General features: G+C 69.3%; 17 protein-coding genes and 1 tRNA gene. 12 read left to right on the top strand and 6 right to left on the bottom strand.

All coding sequences use genetic code 11. The annotated features are described in order from the left end of the window. Positions 1 to 79: 79 nt before the first annotated feature. The gene (locus FKV25_RS16270; RefSeq protein ID WP_170218617.1) at positions 80 to 223 is read right to left on the bottom strand and encodes a hypothetical protein; all 144 of its coding nucleotides are present in this window, start codon (positions 221 to 223) and stop codon (positions 80 to 82) included. Further along, positions 199 to 474 (bottom strand): membrane protein insertion efficiency factor YidD, encoded by a 276-nt coding sequence (yidD, locus tag FKV25_RS10975; RefSeq protein ID WP_141518844.1) that lies wholly within the window; start codon positions 472 to 474, stop codon positions 199 to 201. The genes FKV25_RS16270 and yidD overlap by 25 nt, the downstream gene beginning before the upstream one ends. 109 nt (positions 475 to 583) lie before the next feature. Here yidD and dksA point away from each other — a divergent pair, with 109 nt between their 5' ends. Beyond that, positions 584 to 1,609, top strand: a complete 1,026-nt coding sequence (gene dksA / locus FKV25_RS10970) for an RNA polymerase-binding protein DksA (protein ID WP_141518843.1) — start codon at positions 584 to 586, stop codon at positions 1,607 to 1,609. 108 nt (positions 1,610 to 1,717) lie between these two features. Here the strand turns inward: dksA and FKV25_RS10965 are convergent, their stop codons facing one another. The 3 genes from FKV25_RS10965 to cysS are packed head-to-tail and all read right to left on the bottom strand — an operon-like array spanning position 1,718 to position 4,827. Beyond that, complete coding sequence (locus FKV25_RS10965; protein ID WP_141518842.1) at positions 1,718 to 2,956, bottom strand: MFS transporter; 1,239 nt, start codon at positions 2,954 to 2,956, stop codon at positions 1,718 to 1,720. Then, entirely contained in the window at positions 2,953 to 3,390 is a 438-nt protein-coding gene (locus FKV25_RS10960; RefSeq protein WP_170218618.1) for a SufE family protein, read from the bottom strand. Before FKV25_RS10960 ends, FKV25_RS10965 begins: the two co-directional genes overlap by 4 nt. A gap of 54 nt (positions 3,391 to 3,444) precedes the next feature. Continuing rightward, positions 3,445 to 4,827: a cysteine--tRNA ligase gene (cysS, locus tag FKV25_RS10955; protein ID WP_141518840.1), complete on the bottom strand. Its 1,383-nt coding sequence runs from the start codon at positions 4,825 to 4,827 to the stop codon at positions 3,445 to 3,447. Positions 4,828 to 5,013: 186 nt separating this feature from the next. Here cysS and FKV25_RS10950 point away from each other — a divergent pair, with 186 nt between their 5' ends. The 10 genes from FKV25_RS10950 to FKV25_RS10905 all read left to right on the top strand — a co-directional run bounded on the left by FKV25_RS10950 (position 5,014) and on the right by FKV25_RS10905 (position 15,938). Further along, positions 5,014 to 5,487, top strand: coding sequence for a hypothetical protein (locus FKV25_RS10950; protein ID WP_425462627.1), 474 nt, complete (start codon positions 5,014 to 5,016; stop codon positions 5,485 to 5,487). A 316-nt stretch (positions 5,488 to 5,803) separates the two neighbouring features. After that, positions 5,804 to 6,817: an N-acetylornithine carbamoyltransferase gene (locus tag FKV25_RS10945; protein WP_141518839.1), complete on the top strand. Its 1,014-nt coding sequence runs from the start codon at positions 5,804 to 5,806 to the stop codon at positions 6,815 to 6,817. A gap of 76 nt (positions 6,818 to 6,893) precedes the next feature. Then, a complete protein-coding gene (locus FKV25_RS10940; protein ID WP_141518838.1) occupies positions 6,894 to 8,150 on the top strand; it encodes an argininosuccinate synthase in 1,257 nt (418 codons plus the stop codon). A 12-nt stretch (positions 8,151 to 8,162) separates the two neighbouring features. Then, the gene (locus FKV25_RS10935; protein ID WP_141518837.1) at positions 8,163 to 9,260 is read left to right on the top strand and encodes an acetylornithine deacetylase; all 1,098 of its coding nucleotides are present in this window, start codon (positions 8,163 to 8,165) and stop codon (positions 9,258 to 9,260) included. An 8-nt stretch (positions 9,261 to 9,268) separates the two neighbouring features. Then, positions 9,269 to 10,627, top strand: coding sequence for an acetylglutamate kinase (locus tag FKV25_RS10930; protein WP_141518836.1), 1,359 nt, complete (start codon positions 9,269 to 9,271; stop codon positions 10,625 to 10,627). Continuing rightward, positions 10,624 to 11,250, top strand: coding sequence for a GNAT family N-acetyltransferase (locus tag FKV25_RS10925; RefSeq protein WP_246072058.1), 627 nt, complete (start codon positions 10,624 to 10,626; stop codon positions 11,248 to 11,250). The genes FKV25_RS10930 and FKV25_RS10925 overlap by 4 nt, the downstream gene beginning before the upstream one ends. A 1-nt stretch (position 11,251) precedes the next feature. After that, positions 11,252 to 12,223, top strand: coding sequence for an N-acetyl-gamma-glutamyl-phosphate reductase (gene argC / locus FKV25_RS10920; protein ID WP_141518835.1), 972 nt, complete (start codon positions 11,252 to 11,254; stop codon positions 12,221 to 12,223). Beyond that, positions 12,224 to 13,513: an argininosuccinate lyase gene (gene argH, locus FKV25_RS10915; protein WP_141518834.1), complete on the top strand. Its 1,290-nt coding sequence runs from the start codon at positions 12,224 to 12,226 to the stop codon at positions 13,511 to 13,513. Continuing rightward, on the top strand, positions 13,510 to 14,673 hold the full coding sequence (gene proB, locus FKV25_RS10910) for a glutamate 5-kinase (protein WP_141518833.1): 1,164 nt from the start codon (positions 13,510 to 13,512) through the stop codon (positions 14,671 to 14,673). The genes argH and proB overlap by 4 nt, the downstream gene beginning before the upstream one ends. Further along, complete coding sequence (locus FKV25_RS10905; RefSeq protein ID WP_141518832.1) at positions 14,670 to 15,938, top strand: glutamate-5-semialdehyde dehydrogenase; 1,269 nt, start codon at positions 14,670 to 14,672, stop codon at positions 15,936 to 15,938. Before proB ends, FKV25_RS10905 begins: the two co-directional genes overlap by 4 nt. A gap of 152 nt (positions 15,939 to 16,090) precedes the next feature. Here the strand turns inward: FKV25_RS10905 and FKV25_RS10900 are convergent. Next, a tRNA-Pro gene (locus tag FKV25_RS10900) sits at positions 16,091 to 16,167 on the bottom strand. A 169-nt stretch (positions 16,168 to 16,336) separates the two neighbouring features. On the opposite strand from FKV25_RS10900, the gene hisS reads away from it, so the two are divergent. Beyond that, on the top strand, positions 16,337 to 17,728 hold the full coding sequence (gene hisS, locus FKV25_RS10895; RefSeq protein ID WP_281286226.1) for a histidine--tRNA ligase: 1,392 nt from the start codon (positions 16,337 to 16,339) through the stop codon (positions 17,726 to 17,728). Positions 17,729 to 17,749: the final 21 nt, after the last annotated feature.

The following is a 17,749-nucleotide window of genomic DNA, read 5'->3' as shown; positions in this document are numbered from 1 at the left end:
TTCTGCGCCGGCGCCGCGGCGCAGGCGGCCAGCAGGGCGGCGGCCGAAGCGCGTGCGATGAAACCCGGGCGACGGTGCGTCATCGGGCGACCACCAGCTCGACCATGCAGTGTCGTCGCGAAACCAGGGTGGCGCAGCAGGCCTCGCCCTGGTCGCCCTCGCATTCACGGCCTTCGATGGCCCGGCGGGCGTTGACGATCAGTGTTCGTGTGGATGACGGCAAGGCGGGGCGTCCTGGGTCGGAGGGGCATGCGTGGGGCGGGGTGGCACCGGATCGTGGCCGCCGGGATGCAGCGGGTGGCAACGGGCGAGGCGGCGGGCCGCCAGCCAGCTGCCCCTGAGGGCCCCGAACCGCCCGATGGCCTCCATCGCATACTCCGAACAACTGGGGTAAAAACGGCAACGAGGCCCCAGCAACGGGCTTATCCACCGTTTGTAGAGACGCAGCAGGGCGATGAGGAGGCGGTCGATCACGGATCCTTGGGGCGGAAACCCGCGGGTGTCGCGGTTGCCGCAGTAGCCGTGGCAGGGTATAACAGCGCGCTTTCCCGTCACAAGGGAACCTCAACAGGACAAGTCGCCCGTGGCAGTGAAAAAGAAACCCGCCAAGGCCGCCAAGGCCACCAAGAAGCCCGCCAAGCCTGCTTCCGGCAAGGCCGCTCCAGCCGCAAAGAAGCCCGCGGCCAAGAAGGCTGTCGCCAAGAAGCCCGTCGCAAAGAAGGCAGCCTCGAGCAAGCCGGCCAAGAAAGCGGTCGCCAGCAAGCCCGTTGCAAAGAAGGCAGCGGCGAAGAAGGCCGCCGTGAAGAAAGCGCCGGCCAAGAAGGCACCGGCCAAGAAGGCACCGGCACCGAAGAAGGCGCCGGCGAAGAAGGCCGTCGCCAGCAAGGCGCCCGCGCCCAAGGCCACCAAGCCGGCAGCGAAGGCCAAGGCCCCTGCACCCAAGGCACCGGCCAAGCCGGCGGCCAGCAAGCCGGCGCCGAAGCAGGCAGCGCCTGCACGGACCAGCGTGGTCAAGAAGCCGGCGGCCCGTCCGGCCACAAGGACCGCGCCTACCCCCTCCACCCCGACCCGGAGCGCGAAGGCCGTGGCCAAGCGACCGGTCGGAAAAGTAGCCGTGGCGGTGGCGGCGCGACCGCCCGCCCCCGCCCCCAAGACGCAGTATAAAGTCGTGCCCTATAAAACAGATGATGCCACCGGCCGTCCGATCCTCCCGGCCGGCTACAAGCCCTCGGCGGACGAGGAGTACATGAGTCCGCTGCAACTGGAATACTTCCGCCAGCGCCTGCTGCAGTGGCGTGCGGACCTGGTCGAGGAATCCAAGCAGACCATCGAGAACCTCAAGGAAGAAGTGCGTGACGTCGGCGACGAAGCCGAGCGCGCCACGCGCGAGACCGAGAACTCGCTGGAGCTGCGTACCCGCGACCGCTACCGCAAGCTGATCAGCAAGATCGACAGCACGCTCAAGCGCGTCGACAGCGGCGACTACGGCTTCTGCGCCGACACCGGCGAAGAGATCGGCCTGGAGCGCCTGGAGGCGCGCCTGACCGCCGAGCGCACCATCGACGCCCAGGAGCGCTGGGAGCACCTGCAGAAGCAGATGGGCGACTGAGCCCGTCCGTGCACGCCTCGCGCCCGGTCGTCCGCGACCGGGCACGGACAAGCCCGGCCTTGGCCGGGCTTTTTCGTTGGCGCACGGCGTGGCGCGCCGACGTTGGGTTCAGTGCAGGTCGCGCAACTGCAGCCGGCGCAGGCGTGGTGCCCAGCGGGCGGTGACGGCGACGACGGCGAGCGTCATGCTGCCGCCGAACACCACCGACGGGACCAGTCCGAGCAGCCGCGCGGCGACGCCCGACTCGAAGGCGCCCAGTTCGTTCGACGAACCGATGAAGATGCCGTTGATCGCGGCGACGCGCCCGCGCATGGCGTCCGGGGTCGCCAGTTGCAGGATCGTGCTGCGCATCACCACCGAGACGCTGTCGCACATGCCCGACAGGCCCAGCAGGACCACGGAGAGCCAGAATTCGCGCGACAGCGCGAAGGCGATCATGCACAGGCCGAAGCCTGCGACCGCACCGAGCAGGAGGCGGCCGGCGTGCCGGTCGGGCGGGTGGCGCGCCAGCCACAGCGCCATCAGCACCGCGCCCGCGGCCGGGGCCCCGCGGAGGATGCCCAGGGCCTCGGGCCCGCTCTCGAACACCTCGGTGACGAAGGCCGGCAGCAGGGCGACCGCGCCGCCGAACAGCACCGAGAACATGTCCAGTGCCTGCGCGCCCAGCACCACCTGGTGGCCGAAGACGAAGCGCAGCCCCGCGCCGATGCTGCGGAAGATCGGCTCACGCTGGCTGGGCGGCACGGGCTCGGTCGCGCGCAGCAGGCGCACCGCCAACGCGGCCAGCGCTGCCAGGCCCGCCGCGACGAGGTAGGCGCGGGTGGTCCCGCCCCACGCAATCAGCAGCCCGCCGAGCGCCGGGCCGACCACCAGGCCGGCCTGCATGGCCACGCTGCCGATGCCCACGCCCTTGGCGAACTGTTCCCGCGGCAGCACGCGCGCGAACAAGGCCATGTAGACCGGGGTCAGGAAGGCCCGGACGAGCCCGTTCAGCGCGACCGCCAGGTAAATGGCGGCCGTGCCCCAGGCCGGCACGTGGCCGCTGGAGACGCCGGCCAGCCACAGCGTGGTCGCGCACAGGCCCAGGCAGGCGAACATGCCCAGCTTGCGGCGCGGGAAGTGATCCACGGCGTAGCCGGCGAACAGCGCCATGCCGATGTAGGGAACGACTTCGGCCAGGCCAACCAGGCCGAGCGCCAATGCATCGCGGGTCAGGCCATAGATGTGCCAGCCCACCGTGACCGCGACGATCTGGTACGACAGCATCGCCAGCAGGCGATAGACCAGCAGGCCGCTGAAGCCGGGATTGCGCAGCAGCGCCCAGGCCGTGGGCGCCGGCGCGGTCACAGGTGCCGGGCGGCCTCGGCCCGGATGAACGCCAGCAGCGAGGCGAGGCCGTTGCTGCGGGTCGGGGAGAGGTGCTTGGCCAGGCCGATGTCGGCGATGTAATCGGCGTCGGTCTCCGCGATTTCGCGCGCGCTGCGCCCGGAGTAGACGCGCAGGGCGAGGTAGATCAGGCCCGAGACGATCGCCGAGTCGCTGATCGCGTGGAAGTCCAGGCGCGAGGCGTCGCCCTGCGGCACGATCCAGACCATCGACTGGCAACCGTGCAGGCGGTGGGTCTCGGTCTTCCAGTCGTCCGGCAGCGCGGGCAGCTTGCGGCCCAGGTCGATCAGGTACTGGTAGCGTTCGGACCAGTCGCCGAAGAAGGCGAACTCGTCGCGGATCGCGGCCTGCGCGTCGGCGGGCGTGGCCTCGAGCGGGAACGGCGTGTGGGGCAGGGGCGTGTCAGTCATCGACGCAGACTCCTGGGAGCGGGACCGGGACGGGCCCGGTCATGCGCGCCTGACCCAGCGTACGCCCTGTGGCGTGTCCTCCAGGACGACGCCCTCGGCGGCGAGCGCGTCGCGGATCGCATCGGCACGCGCGAAGTCGCGCGACTGCTTCGCCGCCACGCGTTCGTCGACCAGCGCCTGGATGCGCGCATCGTCCTCGACCGACGCGCCGCGTGCGAACCACGCGGCCGGATCCTGCTGCAGCAACCCCAGGGCCAGGCCGGCGCCCAGGAGGTCGGCCTTCAGCGCCGGCAGCCCCTCGCTGCCCCGGCCACTGGCCAGCAACGCGCGCGCCTGGCTGGCGATGGCGGCGATCTCGGCGAGCGCCTTGGGCGTGTTGAGGTCGTCGTCGAGCGCGGCTTCGATGCTGGCCGGGATCGCCGGCGCCGCTTCGATGCCGGCCAGGTCGCGCAGGGTCCCGTAGAGGCGGTCGAGGGTGCGCACGCTCTGCTCGATCAGCGCGTCCGACCAGTCCAGCGGGCCCCGGTAGTGCGCCGACAGCAGCGCGTAGCGCAGGGCCTCGGGCGGATGCGCGCGGACGAGGTCGTGGATCCGGGCGATGTTGCCGACGGACTTGGACATCTTGGCGCCGTCGAAGTTGAGCATGCCGTTGTGCAGCCAGAAGCGCGCGAAGGGCTTGCCGCCGTGGGCGCATTCGCTCTGGGCGACCTCGTTCTCGTGGTGCGGGAACTGCAGGTCGACGCCGCCGGCATGGATGTCGATCGTCTCGCCCAGGTGGGCGGCCGCCATCGCCGAGCACTCGATGTGCCAGCCCGGCCGGCCGCGGCCCCACGGCGACTCCCAGCCCGGCAGCGCGTCGGTGGAAGGCTTCCACAGGACGAAGTCGCCGGGGTTCTTCTTGTAGGGCGCGACCTCGATGCGGGCGCCGGCCAGCATGTCCTCGAGTTCGCGGCGCGAGAGCTTGCCATAGCCGTCGAAGCTGTCGACGGCGAACAGGACGTGGCCCTCGGCGGCGTACGCGTGGCCCTGCTCGATGAGGGTGGAGATCATTTCGATGATCTGCCCGATGTGGTCGGTCGCGGCGGGTTCCAGGTCCGGCGGCGCGACGCCCAGCGCCGCCATGTCCTCGCGATAGGCGCGGGTGAAGCGCTCGGCGATCACCGAGATCGGCACGCCCTGTTCGGCGGCCGCGGCATTGATCTTGTCGTCCACGTCGGTGATGTTGCGGGCGTAGGCGAGGGTGCCGAAACGGCGCCGCAGCAGGTCGGCCAGTACCCCGAACACCACGGGCCCGCGGCCGTTGCCGATGTGGACGTAGTTGTAGACCGTGGGGCCGCAGACGTACATGGTGGTACGCGCCGGATCGGCCGGCGAGAAGGCTTCGACCCGCCGGGTCAGGCTGTTGTAGAGATGCAGACTCATGGGTACGCGGTCTTGGGTTCGCGCCATTCTAGCGGTTTGCACGGCCTGGCTGGCGCCCCGACTGCGTTGGAGGGACGAGGGCCGCTGCCCGTGCCGGCGATTGCCGTCCGCGACGACAGCACAGGTTCACCCCACCGGCGGGCCGAGCATTTACAATTTTTGAACAGATACGACCCTGCGAGCGCGATGATCCGTCTCTTCCCCCTGCCATGCCTCCTGCTGGTCGCGGCCCTGTCCGTCCCGGTGTTTGCCCAGGACCGTGTCGTCATCCAGGCCGAGAACGTCCGCTACGACTACGCGCAGGTGCTGCGGGTCACGCCGGTGTACCAGACCCTGACGGCGACGCGGGTCGAGGAGAGGTGCGACCAGACGCCGCGCCCGGAGGACGAGGGGGACTCCCGCCTGTCGCGCATGGTCGGCGCGGTGAAGGACGTGTTCACCCGCGGCAACGACGAAGCGGACGAGGATGCAGGGGCCGCCACGACGGCCAATTGCCGCTCGGTCCCGGTGGAGCGCGAGTTCCAGCGCCCGATCGCCTACGACGTCGACTATCTCTACAAGGGGGCCAAGTTCCGCTCCCGCCTGCCGGAGGACCCCGGCAACCGGCTCCGCATCCGGGTCTCGATCACGCCCGTGGCCACCAGCGTCGAGCGGCCTTGAACCGGCCGTGCCCCCGCGTGGAGATTTCGGTCGCTTGCGTGCTGCCCGGCGGCATGCGAGCATTCGCGTCCTGATGAGCCGCCACTACGCCGACGCCGACGTTCTGACCTCCGCCTGGATGGCGGCGGGCATGACCTCGCGCGCGCGTCGACCGTACCCGCCAACACCGGCTGGGTAGGCGTCATCGCCTGTTTCTGGAGTCGCCCCCCGAACGGGTGACACGAGAAAAGCCCAGCCTGACCGCTGGGCTTTTCTGCTTTCTGGCCCGGCAACCCTCCGACCGGCGCCGGCATGGCGCCCCCTTCTGGAACCCGCGATGAAGCACTTTCTGAATACCCAGGACTGGTCCCGCCCGGACCTCGACGCGCTGCTGGTGCAGGCGTCCGAGTTCAAGCGCAGCAAGCTGGGCAACCAGCTCAAGGGTCGCTCGATCGCCCTGGTGTTCTTCAATCCGTCGATGCGCACGCGGACCAGCTTCGAACTCGGCGCGTTCCAGCTCGGTGGCCACGCGGTCGTGCTGCAGCCGGGCAAGGATGCATGGCCGATCGAGTTCAACCTCGGCACCGTGATGGACGGCGACACCGAAGAACACATCGCGGAGGTCGCCCGCGTGCTCGGCCGCTACGTCGACCTGATCGGCGTGCGCGCCTTCCCCAAGTTCGTCGACTGGGCCTACGACCGCGAGGACATCGTCCTCAAGAGCTTCGCGAAGTACTCGCCAGTGCCGGTGATCAACATGGAGACGATCACCCATCCCTGCCAGGAGCTGGCGCATGCGCTGGCCCTGCAGGAGCACTTCGGCACGGCCGACCTGCGCGGCAGGAAGTACGTCCTCACGTGGACTTACCACCCCAAGCCGCTCAATACCGCCGTGGCCAATTCGGCGCTGACCATCGCCACCCGCATGGGCATGGACGTGACATTGCTGTGTCCGACCCCCGAGTACGTGCTCGACGAGCGCTACATGGACTGGGCCGCGACGAACGTCGCCGAGTCGGGCGGCTCCCTGCAGGTCAGCCACGACATCGAGTCGGCGTATGCCGGCGCCGACGTCGTCTACGCCAAGAGCTGGGGCGCGCTGCCGTACTTCGGCAACTGGGGGCCGGAAAAGCCCATCCGCGACCAGTACCAGCACTTCATCGTCGATGAAGCCAAGATGGCGCTGACCAACAATGGCGTGTTCTCCCACTGCCTGCCGCTGCGTCGCAACGTCAAGGCGACCGACGCGGTGATGGACTCCCCCAACTGCATCGCCATCGACGAAGCCGAGAACCGCCTGCACGTGCAGAAAGCGGTGATGGCCGCGCTGGTGGGTGCTGGTGATTCGTGATCGTTGCTGCGTGACCCTCCGACCACGCCCCCCGCTTTGAACTGATCCCTTCATTCCGAAATTCCTGGACGCTCCCATGCCGCAGCAAACCGCTCCTGCCAATCCCGAATCCCGAATCCCGAATCACGGCGCCAAGGACATCGTCCTGGCCTTCTCCGGCGGCCTCGACACCAGCTTCTGCGTGCCCTACCTGCAGGAGCGGGGCTGGAACGTGCACACGGTGTTCGCCGACACCGGCGGCGTCGATGCCGAGGAGCGCGCATTCATCGAGCAGCGCGCCGATGAACTGGGCGTCGCCTCGCACGTCACCGTCGACGGCGGACCGGCGATCTGGTCGGGCTTCGTCAAGCCCTTCGTCTGGGCGGGCGAGGGCTACCAGGGCCAGTACCCCTTGCTGGTGTCGGACCGCTACCTGATCGTCGAGGCGGCGTTGAAGCGCTGCCAGGAGCTGGGCACGCGCGCGATCGCGCACGGCTGCACCGGCATGGGCAACGACCAGGTCCGCTTCGACCTGGCGGTCAAGGCGCTGGGCGACTACGAGATCATCGCGCCGATCCGCGAGATCCAGAAGGAACACACCGAGGTCCGTGCCTACGAACAAGCCTACCTGGAAGAGCGCGGCTTCGGCGTGCGTGCCAAGCAGAAGGCCTACACGATCAACGAGAACCTCCTGGGCGTGACGCTCTCCGGCGGCGAGATCGACCGCTGGCAGGCGCCGGGCGAGGGCGCGCGGGGCTGGTGCAAGCCGCGCGCCGAATGGCCGGCCGAGGCGCTGCGGGTGAAGATCCGCTTCGAGAACGGCGAGGCCGTCGCGCTCGATGGCGAGGCGATCGCGGGCCACGCGATGCTGGCACGGCTCAACGGCCTGTTCGCGGCCTATGGCGTCGGCCGCGGGCTGTACACCGGCGACACCACCATCGGCCTGAAAGGCCGCATCGTGTACGAGGCCCCCGGCCTGTTCGCGCTGCTGACCGCCCACCGCGCCCTGGAAGAAGCGGTGCTGAGCAAGCAGCAGAACCGCTTCAAGCCCGACGTCGCGCGCAAGTGGGTCGAGCTGGTCTACGAGGGCTTTTTCCATGACCCCCTGAAGACCGACCTCGAGGCGTTCCTCGCGTCGAGCCAGTCGACGGTCAATGGCGAGGTCACGCTGGAAACCTCGGGTGGCATCGTCAACGCGGTCGCGATCGAGTCGCCCCACATCCTCAATGCCAAGGGCGCGACCTATGCGCAGGCCGCCGACTGGGGCGTGGCCGAGGCCGAGGGCTTCATCAAGCTGTTCGGCATGAGCAGCACGCTGTGGGCCGAGATCAACCGCGGCCCGGCGAAGGACTGAGGACGCGACGACGTGCTGGCCAAGACCCTCAAGCACCTGGACGCCCTGGTCGGGTTCGACACGCGCAACCCCCCGCGCGAGATCGGCACCGGCGGCATCTTCGACTACCTGCGCGCGCAGTTGGACGGCTTCGACATCGAAGTCGTCGACCATGGCGCCGGGGCCGTTTCCATGCTCGCCGTGCGCGGCACGCCCACGCGGGTGTTCAACGTCCACCTCGACACCGTGCCGTCGTCCGAGGCATGGTCGGCCGACCCGCACGTGCTGCGCGTGGAGGGCGACCGTGCGATCGGGCTGGGCGCCTGCGACATCAAGGGCGCCGCGGCCGGCCTGCTGACCGCCGCGTCGGTGACGGAAGGCGACGCCGCGTTCCTGTTCAGTACCGACGAGGAAGCGAATGATCCGCGCTGCATCGCCGCGTTCCTCGCCCGCGACCATGGCTTCCGCGAGGCGATCATCGCCGAACCCACCGGTTGCGAGGCCGTGCTGGCGCACCGCGGGATCAGCTCTGTGCTGATGAAGTTCAAGGGCATGGCCGGACACGCTTCCGGCGCCAACGCCATGCAGGCCAGTGCCTTGCACCAGGCCATGCGTTGGGGCGGCCGCGCGCTGGACCATGTCGAGGCGCAGGCCCACCAGCGCTTCGGCGGCCTGACCGGGCTGCGCTTCAACATCGGCCGGGTCGAGGGCGGGATCAAGGCCAACATGATCGCGCCCAGCGCCGAGCTGCGCTTCGGTTTCCGGCCCTTGCCCTCGATGTCCATCGACGGCCTGCACGACACCTTCCGCGGCTTCGCCGACCCCGATGCACTGGCGCACTACGAGGAAACGTTCCGCGGTCCCTCGCTGCCCGGTGGCGACGTCGCCGACGCCGAACGCAAGCGCCTGGAGGCGCGTGACCTGGCCGACGAGCTGGGCCTGCCGATCGGCAACGTGGTCGACTTCTGGACGGAAGCCTCGCTGTTCTCCCAGGCGGGACTGACGGCCTTCGTGTACGGGCCCGGCGACATCGCGCAGGCGCACACGGCCGACGAATGGGTCGAGCTGCGGCAACTCCAGCGTTACACCGAATCCATCATCCGCATCCTTGATACCGGGCGACCGACTTGAACATCGCCATGAACGACATCCGCGAAGACAGCCGCGACATCCAGACACGGCAGACCATCGTCCGCCTGCTGTCCAGCATGGCGAGCGCGAAGGAGATCTCGCAGTACCTCAAGCGCTTCTCGCAGCTCGACGCCAAGCGCTTCGCCGTGGTCAAGGTCGGCGGCGCGGTCCTGCGCGACGACCTCGACGCGCTCACCTCGTCGCTGGCCTTCCTGCAGGACGTGGGCCTGACCCCGATCGTCATCCACGGCGCGGGCCCGCAGCTCGACGGCGAACTCGCCGCGGCGGGCATCGAGAAGCACACCGTCGATGGCCTGCGGGTCACCTCGCCGGAGGCCCTGGCCATCGTGCGCCGGGTGTTCCACGCGCAGAACCTGAAGCTGGTCGAAGCGCTTCAGGCCTTCGACGCGCGCGCCACCTCCATCGTCTCGGGCGTGTTCGAGGCCGAATACCTGGACCGCGACACCTACGGCATGGTCGGCGAGGTCAAGCGCGTCGACCTGGCACCCATCGAGGCCAGCCTGAAGGCCGGTTCCATCCCGGTGATCGCCAGCCTGGGCGAGACCGTCGGCGGGCAGATCCTGAACGTCAACGCCGACTTCGCCGCCAACGAGCTGGTGCAGATGCTCCAGCCCTACAAGATCGTCTTCCTGACCGGCACCGGGGGGCTGCTCAACGAGCGCGGCAAGGTGATCGATTCGATCAACCTCACCACCGAGTACGAGCACCTCGTCGCGCAACCCTGGGTCAACGGCGGCATGAAGGTGAAGATCGAGCAGATCAAGGACCTGCTCGATTCGCTGCCGCTGACGTCCTCGGTCTCGATCACCAAGCCCTCCGAACTGGCGAAGGAGCTGTTCACCCACAAGGGCTCGGGTACGCTGGTGCGGCGCGGCGAGCGAGTCCTGCAGGTCTCGAGCTGGGACGAACTGGACCTGCCGCGCCTGCGCGGCCTGATCGAGTCGGCCTTCGGTCGCGAGCTGGTGCCCGATTATTTCGACACCACGCGCCTGCACCGCGCCTACGTCAGCGAGAACTACCGTGCCGCCGTGATCCTGACCGCGGAGGACGCAGGGACCTACCTCGACAAGTTCGCCGTGCTCGACGATGCGCAGGGCGAGGGCCTCGGACGCGCGGTCTGGCAGGTCATGCACGAGCAGAATCCCAGCCTGTTCTGGCGCTCGCGCAACGGCAATCCGGTCAACGCGTTCTACCACTCCGAATCCGACGGTTGCCTGCGGCAGGGCAAGTGGCGCGTGTTCTGGTACGGCATGGACGGCTTCGATGCGATCGGCCGCTGCGTGGCGCATTGCGCGACGCGCCCGGTGACCCTGCACGACCGGACGGCGACGGGAGCGCAGGCATGACCGCCAATGTCCCCGCCCACATGCACGAGGCGCCGCTGCTGGAAGGCGAGGGCGTGCGCCTTGAACCGATGCAGGCCCACCACGCCGGGGGCCTCGCCCGCGCCTGCGCCGACGGCCGCCTGTGGGAGCTGTGGTACACCGGGGTGCCGCGACCGGAGGCGATGACCGAACACGTGGAGGCCTGCCTGCATCGCCGGGCGCGGGGGCAGCAGTTGCCCTACGTCGTCGTCGGCCGGGGTGATGGCCGCGTCCTCGGCCAGACCAGCTTCTGCAACATCGATGCCGGCAACCGGCGTGTCGAGATCGGGTACACCTGGTACGCCGCCAGCGCGCAGCGCACCTCGACCAACACCGAGACGAAGGCGCTGATGCTGGCGCAGGCCTTCGAGGCATGGCGGTGCATCGCGGTGGAGTTCCGAACGCACTGGTTCAACCAGCGCTCGCGCGAGGCGATCGCGCGACTCGGCGCCAAGCAGGACGGCATCCTGCGCAACCACCAGCGGCTGGACGACGGCAGCTACCGCGATACCGTCGTGTTCTCGATCATCGAATCCGAATGGCCCGCGGTGAAGCGGCACCTCGCCGCACGGCTGGCGCGGCACGCCGCCATGGGAGGACACTGACATGGGCATCACCGTCGGCATCGTCGGCGCGCGCGGCTACGTCGGCGCCGAGCTGATCCGCCTGCTCGCCGCGCACCCCGCGTTCGAACTGGCGTACGTGTCGTCGCGCGAACTCGACGGGCAGCCCGTCGCCGCGCACATCGACACTTACACGGGCGAGCTGCGCTATTGCTCGCCCTCGCACGAGGCCTTGCCAGCGCTCGGCGCGGACGCGGTGGTGCTGGCCCTGCCCAATGGCAAGGCGAAGCTGTGCGTGGACGCGTTCGACGATGCGGTTTCACGCGGCGTCGCCGCCGATCCGGTCATCATCGACCTGTCCGCGGATTATCGGTTCGACGAAAGCTGGTATTATGGGCTGCCGGAACTGACCCGAGGCCGCTACCGCGGCCAGCGCAGGATCAGCAATCCGGGCTGCTATGCCACGGCGATGCAACTGTCCGTGGCACCGATGCTCGCGTATCTCGACGGGCCGGTGCAGTGCTTCGGTGTCTCCGGTTATTCGGGTGCAGGCACCACGCCGTCGGACAAGAACGATCCCGACGCCTTACGCAACAACCTGATGCCCTACGCATTGACGGGGCATGTCCACGAACGCGAGGTTTCCAGTCAGTTGGGTCACCCGATCCACTTCCTTCCACATGTAGCACCGCATTTCAGGGGCCTGACCATCACGGCCAACCTGCCGCTGTCCGCACCGGTCGAGCGGGGCGATGTGATGGCGCGCTATCGCCAGCGCTATGCAGGCGAGCCGCTCGTGCGCGTGGTCGACGAAGCCCCGTGGGTCAGCGCGATCGCGCAGCGGCACCATGTCGACATCGGCGGCTTCGCGGTATCCGCGGACGGTCGTCGCCTGGTGGTGGTCGCCACCGAGGACAACCTGCTCAAGGGCGCGGCGACGCAGGCGTTGCAGAACCTCAACCTGGTCTTCGGGCTGGACGAAATGACGGGCATCCCCGTGTTGGAGAACTGCTGAATGAGTCCACTGCTGTGGCAGAAGCCGGGCGTCAAGGTCGACGCGCGCATCCAGGCATTCCTTGCCGGCGAGGACGTCGTCCTCGACCGCGAATTCTTCCTGTTCGACATCCAGGCCAGTCGCGCGCATGCCGAGGGGCTGCAGCGCATCGGCATCCTGGGTGCCGACGAACTCGAACGCCTGTGCGCCGAGATGGACGCGCTGGCCGATGATTTCCGTGCCGGGCGCTTCATCCTCGACGACCGCCACGAGGACGGCCACTCCGCGATCGAGGCGCGCCTGGTCGAGCGCCTTGGCGACACCGGAAAGAAGATCCACACCGGGCGCAGCCGCAACGACCAGGTGCTGGTCGCCACGCGCCTGTGGCTGAAGGAAAAGCTGTCGGAAGTGGCGGCGTTGTCACGCGAATGCGCCGAGGTGGCGCTGGCGCGGGCCGAGGTGGAGCAGGCCGTGCCGCTGCCGGGCTACACCCACCTTCAGCGGGCGGTGGTCTCCTCGCTTGGCATGTGGTGGAGCGCCTGGGCCGAAGGCTTCATCGACAACGCCGTGCGCGCCGCGCAGACCCACGACTGGGTCGACGCCAATCCGCTCGGCAGCGCCGCGGGCTATGGCGTCAACCTGCCGCTGGACCGCGACCACACCACCGCCGCGCTGGGCTTCGGCCGCCTGCAGGTGTCGGCGACCTACGCGCAGCTGTCGCGCGGCAAGTTCGAGATGGCCGCGATCGAGGCCCTGTGCTCGGCGCTGCTCGACGTGCGCCGGCTGGCCTGGGACCTGAGCCTGTTCACCAGCGCCGAGTACGGTTTCGTGCAGCTGCCTTCGCAGTACACGACCGGCAGTTCGATCATGCCCAACAAGCGCAATCCGGACGTGATCGAGCTGATGCGCGCCAGCTACGCCGCTGCCGCGGCGGCGCGCACCGAGATCGAGCAGTTGCTGTCGCTGCCGTCGGGCTACCACCGCGACCTGCAGTTCTCCAAGGGCGCCATCTTCCACGCCTTCGGCCGCGGCCTGGGCGCGCTGGCCCTGCTGCCTGACCTGCTGCGCAACCTGGAGTGGCAACCCGGGCGCATGCGCGACGCGCTCGAGCCCTCGATGTACGCGACCGACCTGGCGGTGTCGCTGGCGCGCGACGGCATGCCGTTCCGCGAGGCCTACCGCGAAGCCGCCGACCCGGCGCGCTGGGCCGAGGGCGACCCGCAACGCAGCCTGGACGATCGCGTATCGCCCGGCGCCGCCGGCGCCCTGCGCCTGGACAGCCTGAAGCAGCGATGGGAGGCCTTGCGATGAGCGTGGAACAGACGGTATTCGCCGCGCAACCGCTGCCGAACTGGAAGCGCGCGGTGCTCAAGGTCGGCAGCAGCCTGCTCGCCGGCACGGACAAGCTGCCCAGCGAGGACGGGCTGGATCCACGCTACGCGGCGGTGCTGGCGCGCTTCATCATCGAGGCGCGCTCGCAGGGCCGTGAGGTGGTGCTGGTGTCCTCCGGCGCGGTCGCTGCCGGCCGTCGCCGGATCGAGTCCACCAACAGCGGTCCCGTCCAGCGCCAGGCCCTCGCTGCGCTCGGGCAGGCGACGCTGGTGTCGTTCTGGCAGCGCCTGACGGGCATCCCCGCCGCGCAGGTGCTGTTGAGCCACGACGACATGCTCAACCGGCGCCGCTACCTCAATGCGCGCAACACCCTGCGCGAGCTGTTGCGCGTGGGTGCGCTGCCGATCGTCAACGAGAACGACACCGTCGCGATCGACAAGCTGCGCCTGGGCGACAACGACAACATCGCCGCCGCGGTGGCCTCGCTGGTCGACGCCGACCTGCTGATGATCGCCACCGACATCGGCGGGCTCTACACCGCGCATCCCAAGTACGAGCCGTCCGCGGCGCCGATCCTGAAAGTCGACCGCGTCACCGACGAGCTGCTACTCGCGGCCTCCGGCGACCCGGGCGAGCTCGGCACCGGCGGCATGCTGACCAAGCTCGAGGCCGCATCCAAGGCCTCGACCGCCGGCATCCCCACGGTGCTGTTCTGCGGGCGCGACGCCGACGTCATCCGCGCCCTGTCGGATGGACGCCTGCACGGCACCCTGCTGATGGCCGAGTCCGACCCGCTGACCGCGCGCAAGCAGTGGCTGCGCCATGCGCCGTCCTGCGGCAGCCTGATGGTCGACGGCGGTGCCGCCGCGGCCCTGCACCGGCGCGGTGCGTCCCTGTTGCCTGGCGGCGTGGTCCGCGTGGAAGGCGAGTTCCGCCGCGGCGACGTCATCGAAGTCGTCAACGAACAGCCCCGCGGGCCGGCGTTGGCGCGCGGCCTGGCGCAATACGGCGCCGCCGACATGCGGCGCATCGTGCGCCGCCACAGCAACGAGATCGAAGCCGTGCTGGGATTCACCTTCGGTGAGTCCGTGATCCACCGCGACGACCTCGTGCTGCTCAACACCGAGGAGAATGCATGAGCGGATACGTCCGAGACCTGGCCGTGAAGGCCCGCACGGCCCAGCACGCCATCGCCGCCCTGGACGGCGAGGGGCGACGGGCCCTGATCGAGCGCATGGCGTCGGAACTCGACGCGCGCAGCGACGCGATCCTGGCGGCGAACGCCGAGGACATGGCGCGTGCGCACGAGAACGGCGTCAAGGGCGCCATGCTCGATCGCCTCAAGCTCGACGAAGCGCGCGTGGCTGGCATCGCCAATGCCCTGCGCGAAGTGGCTGCCCAGGACGATCCGGTAGGGCAGGTGACCCGCAGCCAGACCCATGAGAACGGGCTGGTGATCGAACGCCAGCGCCTGCCGCTGGGCCTGGTCGCGATGATCTACGAAGCCCGGCCCAACGTGACGGCCGATGCCGCTGCACTGTGCCTGAAGGCGGGCAATGCCGTGTTGCTGCGCGGCGGTTCCGAAGCGCGTTCCAGCAACGCCGCGATCGCCGGCTGCCTGCATGCCGCGCTGCGCGAGAAGGGGCTGCCCGAAGCCGCCGTATCGCTGATCACCGACACGGCGCGGGAGCACGTGATGGAACTGATCCAGTTGTCGGACCTGGTCGACCTGGCCATCCCCCGCGGCGGCGAAGGCCTGATCCGTTTCGTCGCCGAGCACGCGCGCGTGCCGGTGATCAAGCACTACAAGGGCGTCTGCCACCTCTACGTGGACCGCGCCGCCGACCCGTCCAAGGCGATCGACCTGGCGGTGGACGGCAAGACCAGCCGCCCGGGCGTGTGCAACGCACTCGAAGGCATCCTCGTCCACCAGGACCTGGTCGACGACCTGCTGCCGCGGCTGGTGTCCACCCTTCGGGGCAAGGGTGTCGAAGTCCGCGGCTGCCCGCGCACCGTGGCCGCGGCCGAGGGCGTGGTGCCGGCCGAAGAGGCCGACCACGGCGCCGAGTTCCTCGACCTGGTGGTGTCGATGCAGGTCGTCGACGACCTCGACGGCGCGCTCGCCCAGATCGACCGGCATGGCTCGGACCACACCGAGGTCATCGTCACCGAGGACGCGGCCGCGGCCGCGGCCTTCGTGCGCGGTACCCGCAGTTCGGCGGTGATGGTGAACGCCTCGTCCCGCTTCAACGATGGCGGTGCGCTGGGGCTGGGCGCGGAGATCGGCATCTCGACCACGCGCCTGCACGCCTACGGGCCGATGGGCGTGGAATCGCTGACGATCGAACGCTACGTGGTCCGTGGCGACGGCCAGGTGCGCCACCCGGAATCGCGCGTGGCCTGACGAGGCGACCCGCGCCGCGGTGACCCGACGGCCCGACCCGCATCGCGCGGGCGGGCCGTTTTCGCATGGGAGAGGCGGGCGTGTACGCCGGATCCGGGGGCCGGAACGCAGAAAGCCGGCGCGAGGCCGGCTTCCTGGGGAATGAATTCCGTTGGTCGGGGAGACAGGATTTGAACCTGCGACTTCTACGTCCCGAACGTAGCGCTCTACCAGGCTGAGCTACACCCCGACAGCAGAGCGGGCCATTGTAGCCACCGCTCCCGGGGGAGGCAATAGCCTGCGGCGATTTCCTTCATGTTCTTGGGGCGGGCCGGCCACAGCCGGTAAACTGCAGGGCTAGCGTCACAACTCGCCACGCCCTCGCCACGTCGAGCCAGCCCCCGACAGGAGTCCTGCATTTGGCCAGTCAGCCAATCAAGCCCCGCACCCCGCCCGGGGTGATGGAATTGCTGCCCCCCGAGCAGATCGCCTTCCAGCGCCTGCTGGACACGATCCGTCGCAATTTCGAGCGCTTCGGCTTCCTTCCGGTCGAGACCCCGGTGATGGAGCTGTCGGAGATCCTGCTGACCAAGTCCGGTGGCGAGACCGAGCGGCAGGTCTACTTCGTGCAGTCCACCGGCGCCTTGGAGAAGGCCGACGGCGGCCGCCCCGAGCAGGCCCTGCGCTTCGACCTGACCGTGCCGCTGGCGCGCTATGTCGCCGAGCACGAACACGCGCTGGCCTTCCCGTTCCGCCGCTACCAGATGCAGCGCGTGTACCGCGGCGAGCGTGCCCAGCGCGGCCGCTTCCGCGAGTTCTACCAGTGCGACATCGACGTGATCGGCAAGGACGCGCTGAGCGTGCGTTTCGACGCCGAGATGCCGGCCGTCATCCATGCCGTCTTCTCGGAGATGGCGATCGGCAAGTTCACCATCCAGCTCAACAACCGCAAGCTGATGCGCGGCTTCTTCGAGTCGCTGGGCATCGCCGATGCCGAGCGCCAGGCGCTGGTGCTGCGCGAGGTCGACAAGCTCGACAAGCGCGGCGCCGACCACGTGCGCGCCACGCTCGAGGGCGAAGGCTTCGCGCTGGCCGCCGACGTGGTCGACCGCATCCTGGCGTTCGTGGAAGTGCGCTCCAGCTCGCATGCCGACGCGATGGCACGCCTGGACGCCTTGCCCGATGCCAACGACGCGATCCGCAGTGGCGTGGCCGAGCTGCGCGAGGTGCTGGAGCTGGTCAGGGCGCTGGGCGTGCCCGAGTCGCACTATGCGCTCAACTTCTCCATCGCCCGGGGCCTGGACTACTACACCGGGACCGTCTACGAGACCACGCTGGACGACTACCCGCAGATCGGCTCGATCTGCTCGGGCGGCCGTTACGAGGACCTGGCCAGCCACTACACGAAGTCGAAGCTGCCCGGCGTCGGCATCTCGATCGGCCTGACCCGGCTGTTCTGGCAGCTTCGCGAGGCGGGTGTGATCGACGTCGCCGAGAGCACCGTCGAGGCCATGGTCGCGCTGATGGACGGCGACATGCTGGCCGACGCACTGGACATCGCCCGCCACCTGCGCGCCGGCGGCATCAACACCGAGGTGCAGATGGAGCCGCGCAAGATCGGCAAGCAGTTCCAGTACGCCTCGCGCGCGGGCATCCGCTTCGTGGTGCTCGCGGGCGACGACGAGCGCGCGCGTGGCGTGGTCGCGGTCAAGGACCTCAAGCGCGAGATGCAGTTCGAGGTCACCCGCGAGGAACTGGCGCGAAGCCTGCGCGTCGAACTCGAGCAGAGCCGCGCCCTGTCCGGGCGCTGACGACACACGGCCCGCGTGCCG

The organism is Marilutibacter aestuarii, from assembly GCF_006546775.1.
Lineage (GTDB): Bacteria > Pseudomonadota > Gammaproteobacteria > Xanthomonadales > Xanthomonadaceae > Marilutibacter > Marilutibacter aestuarii.
The sequence above is the reverse complement of the archived record's forward strand: the minus strand, read 5'-3'. Positions and strand labels throughout refer to the sequence as shown.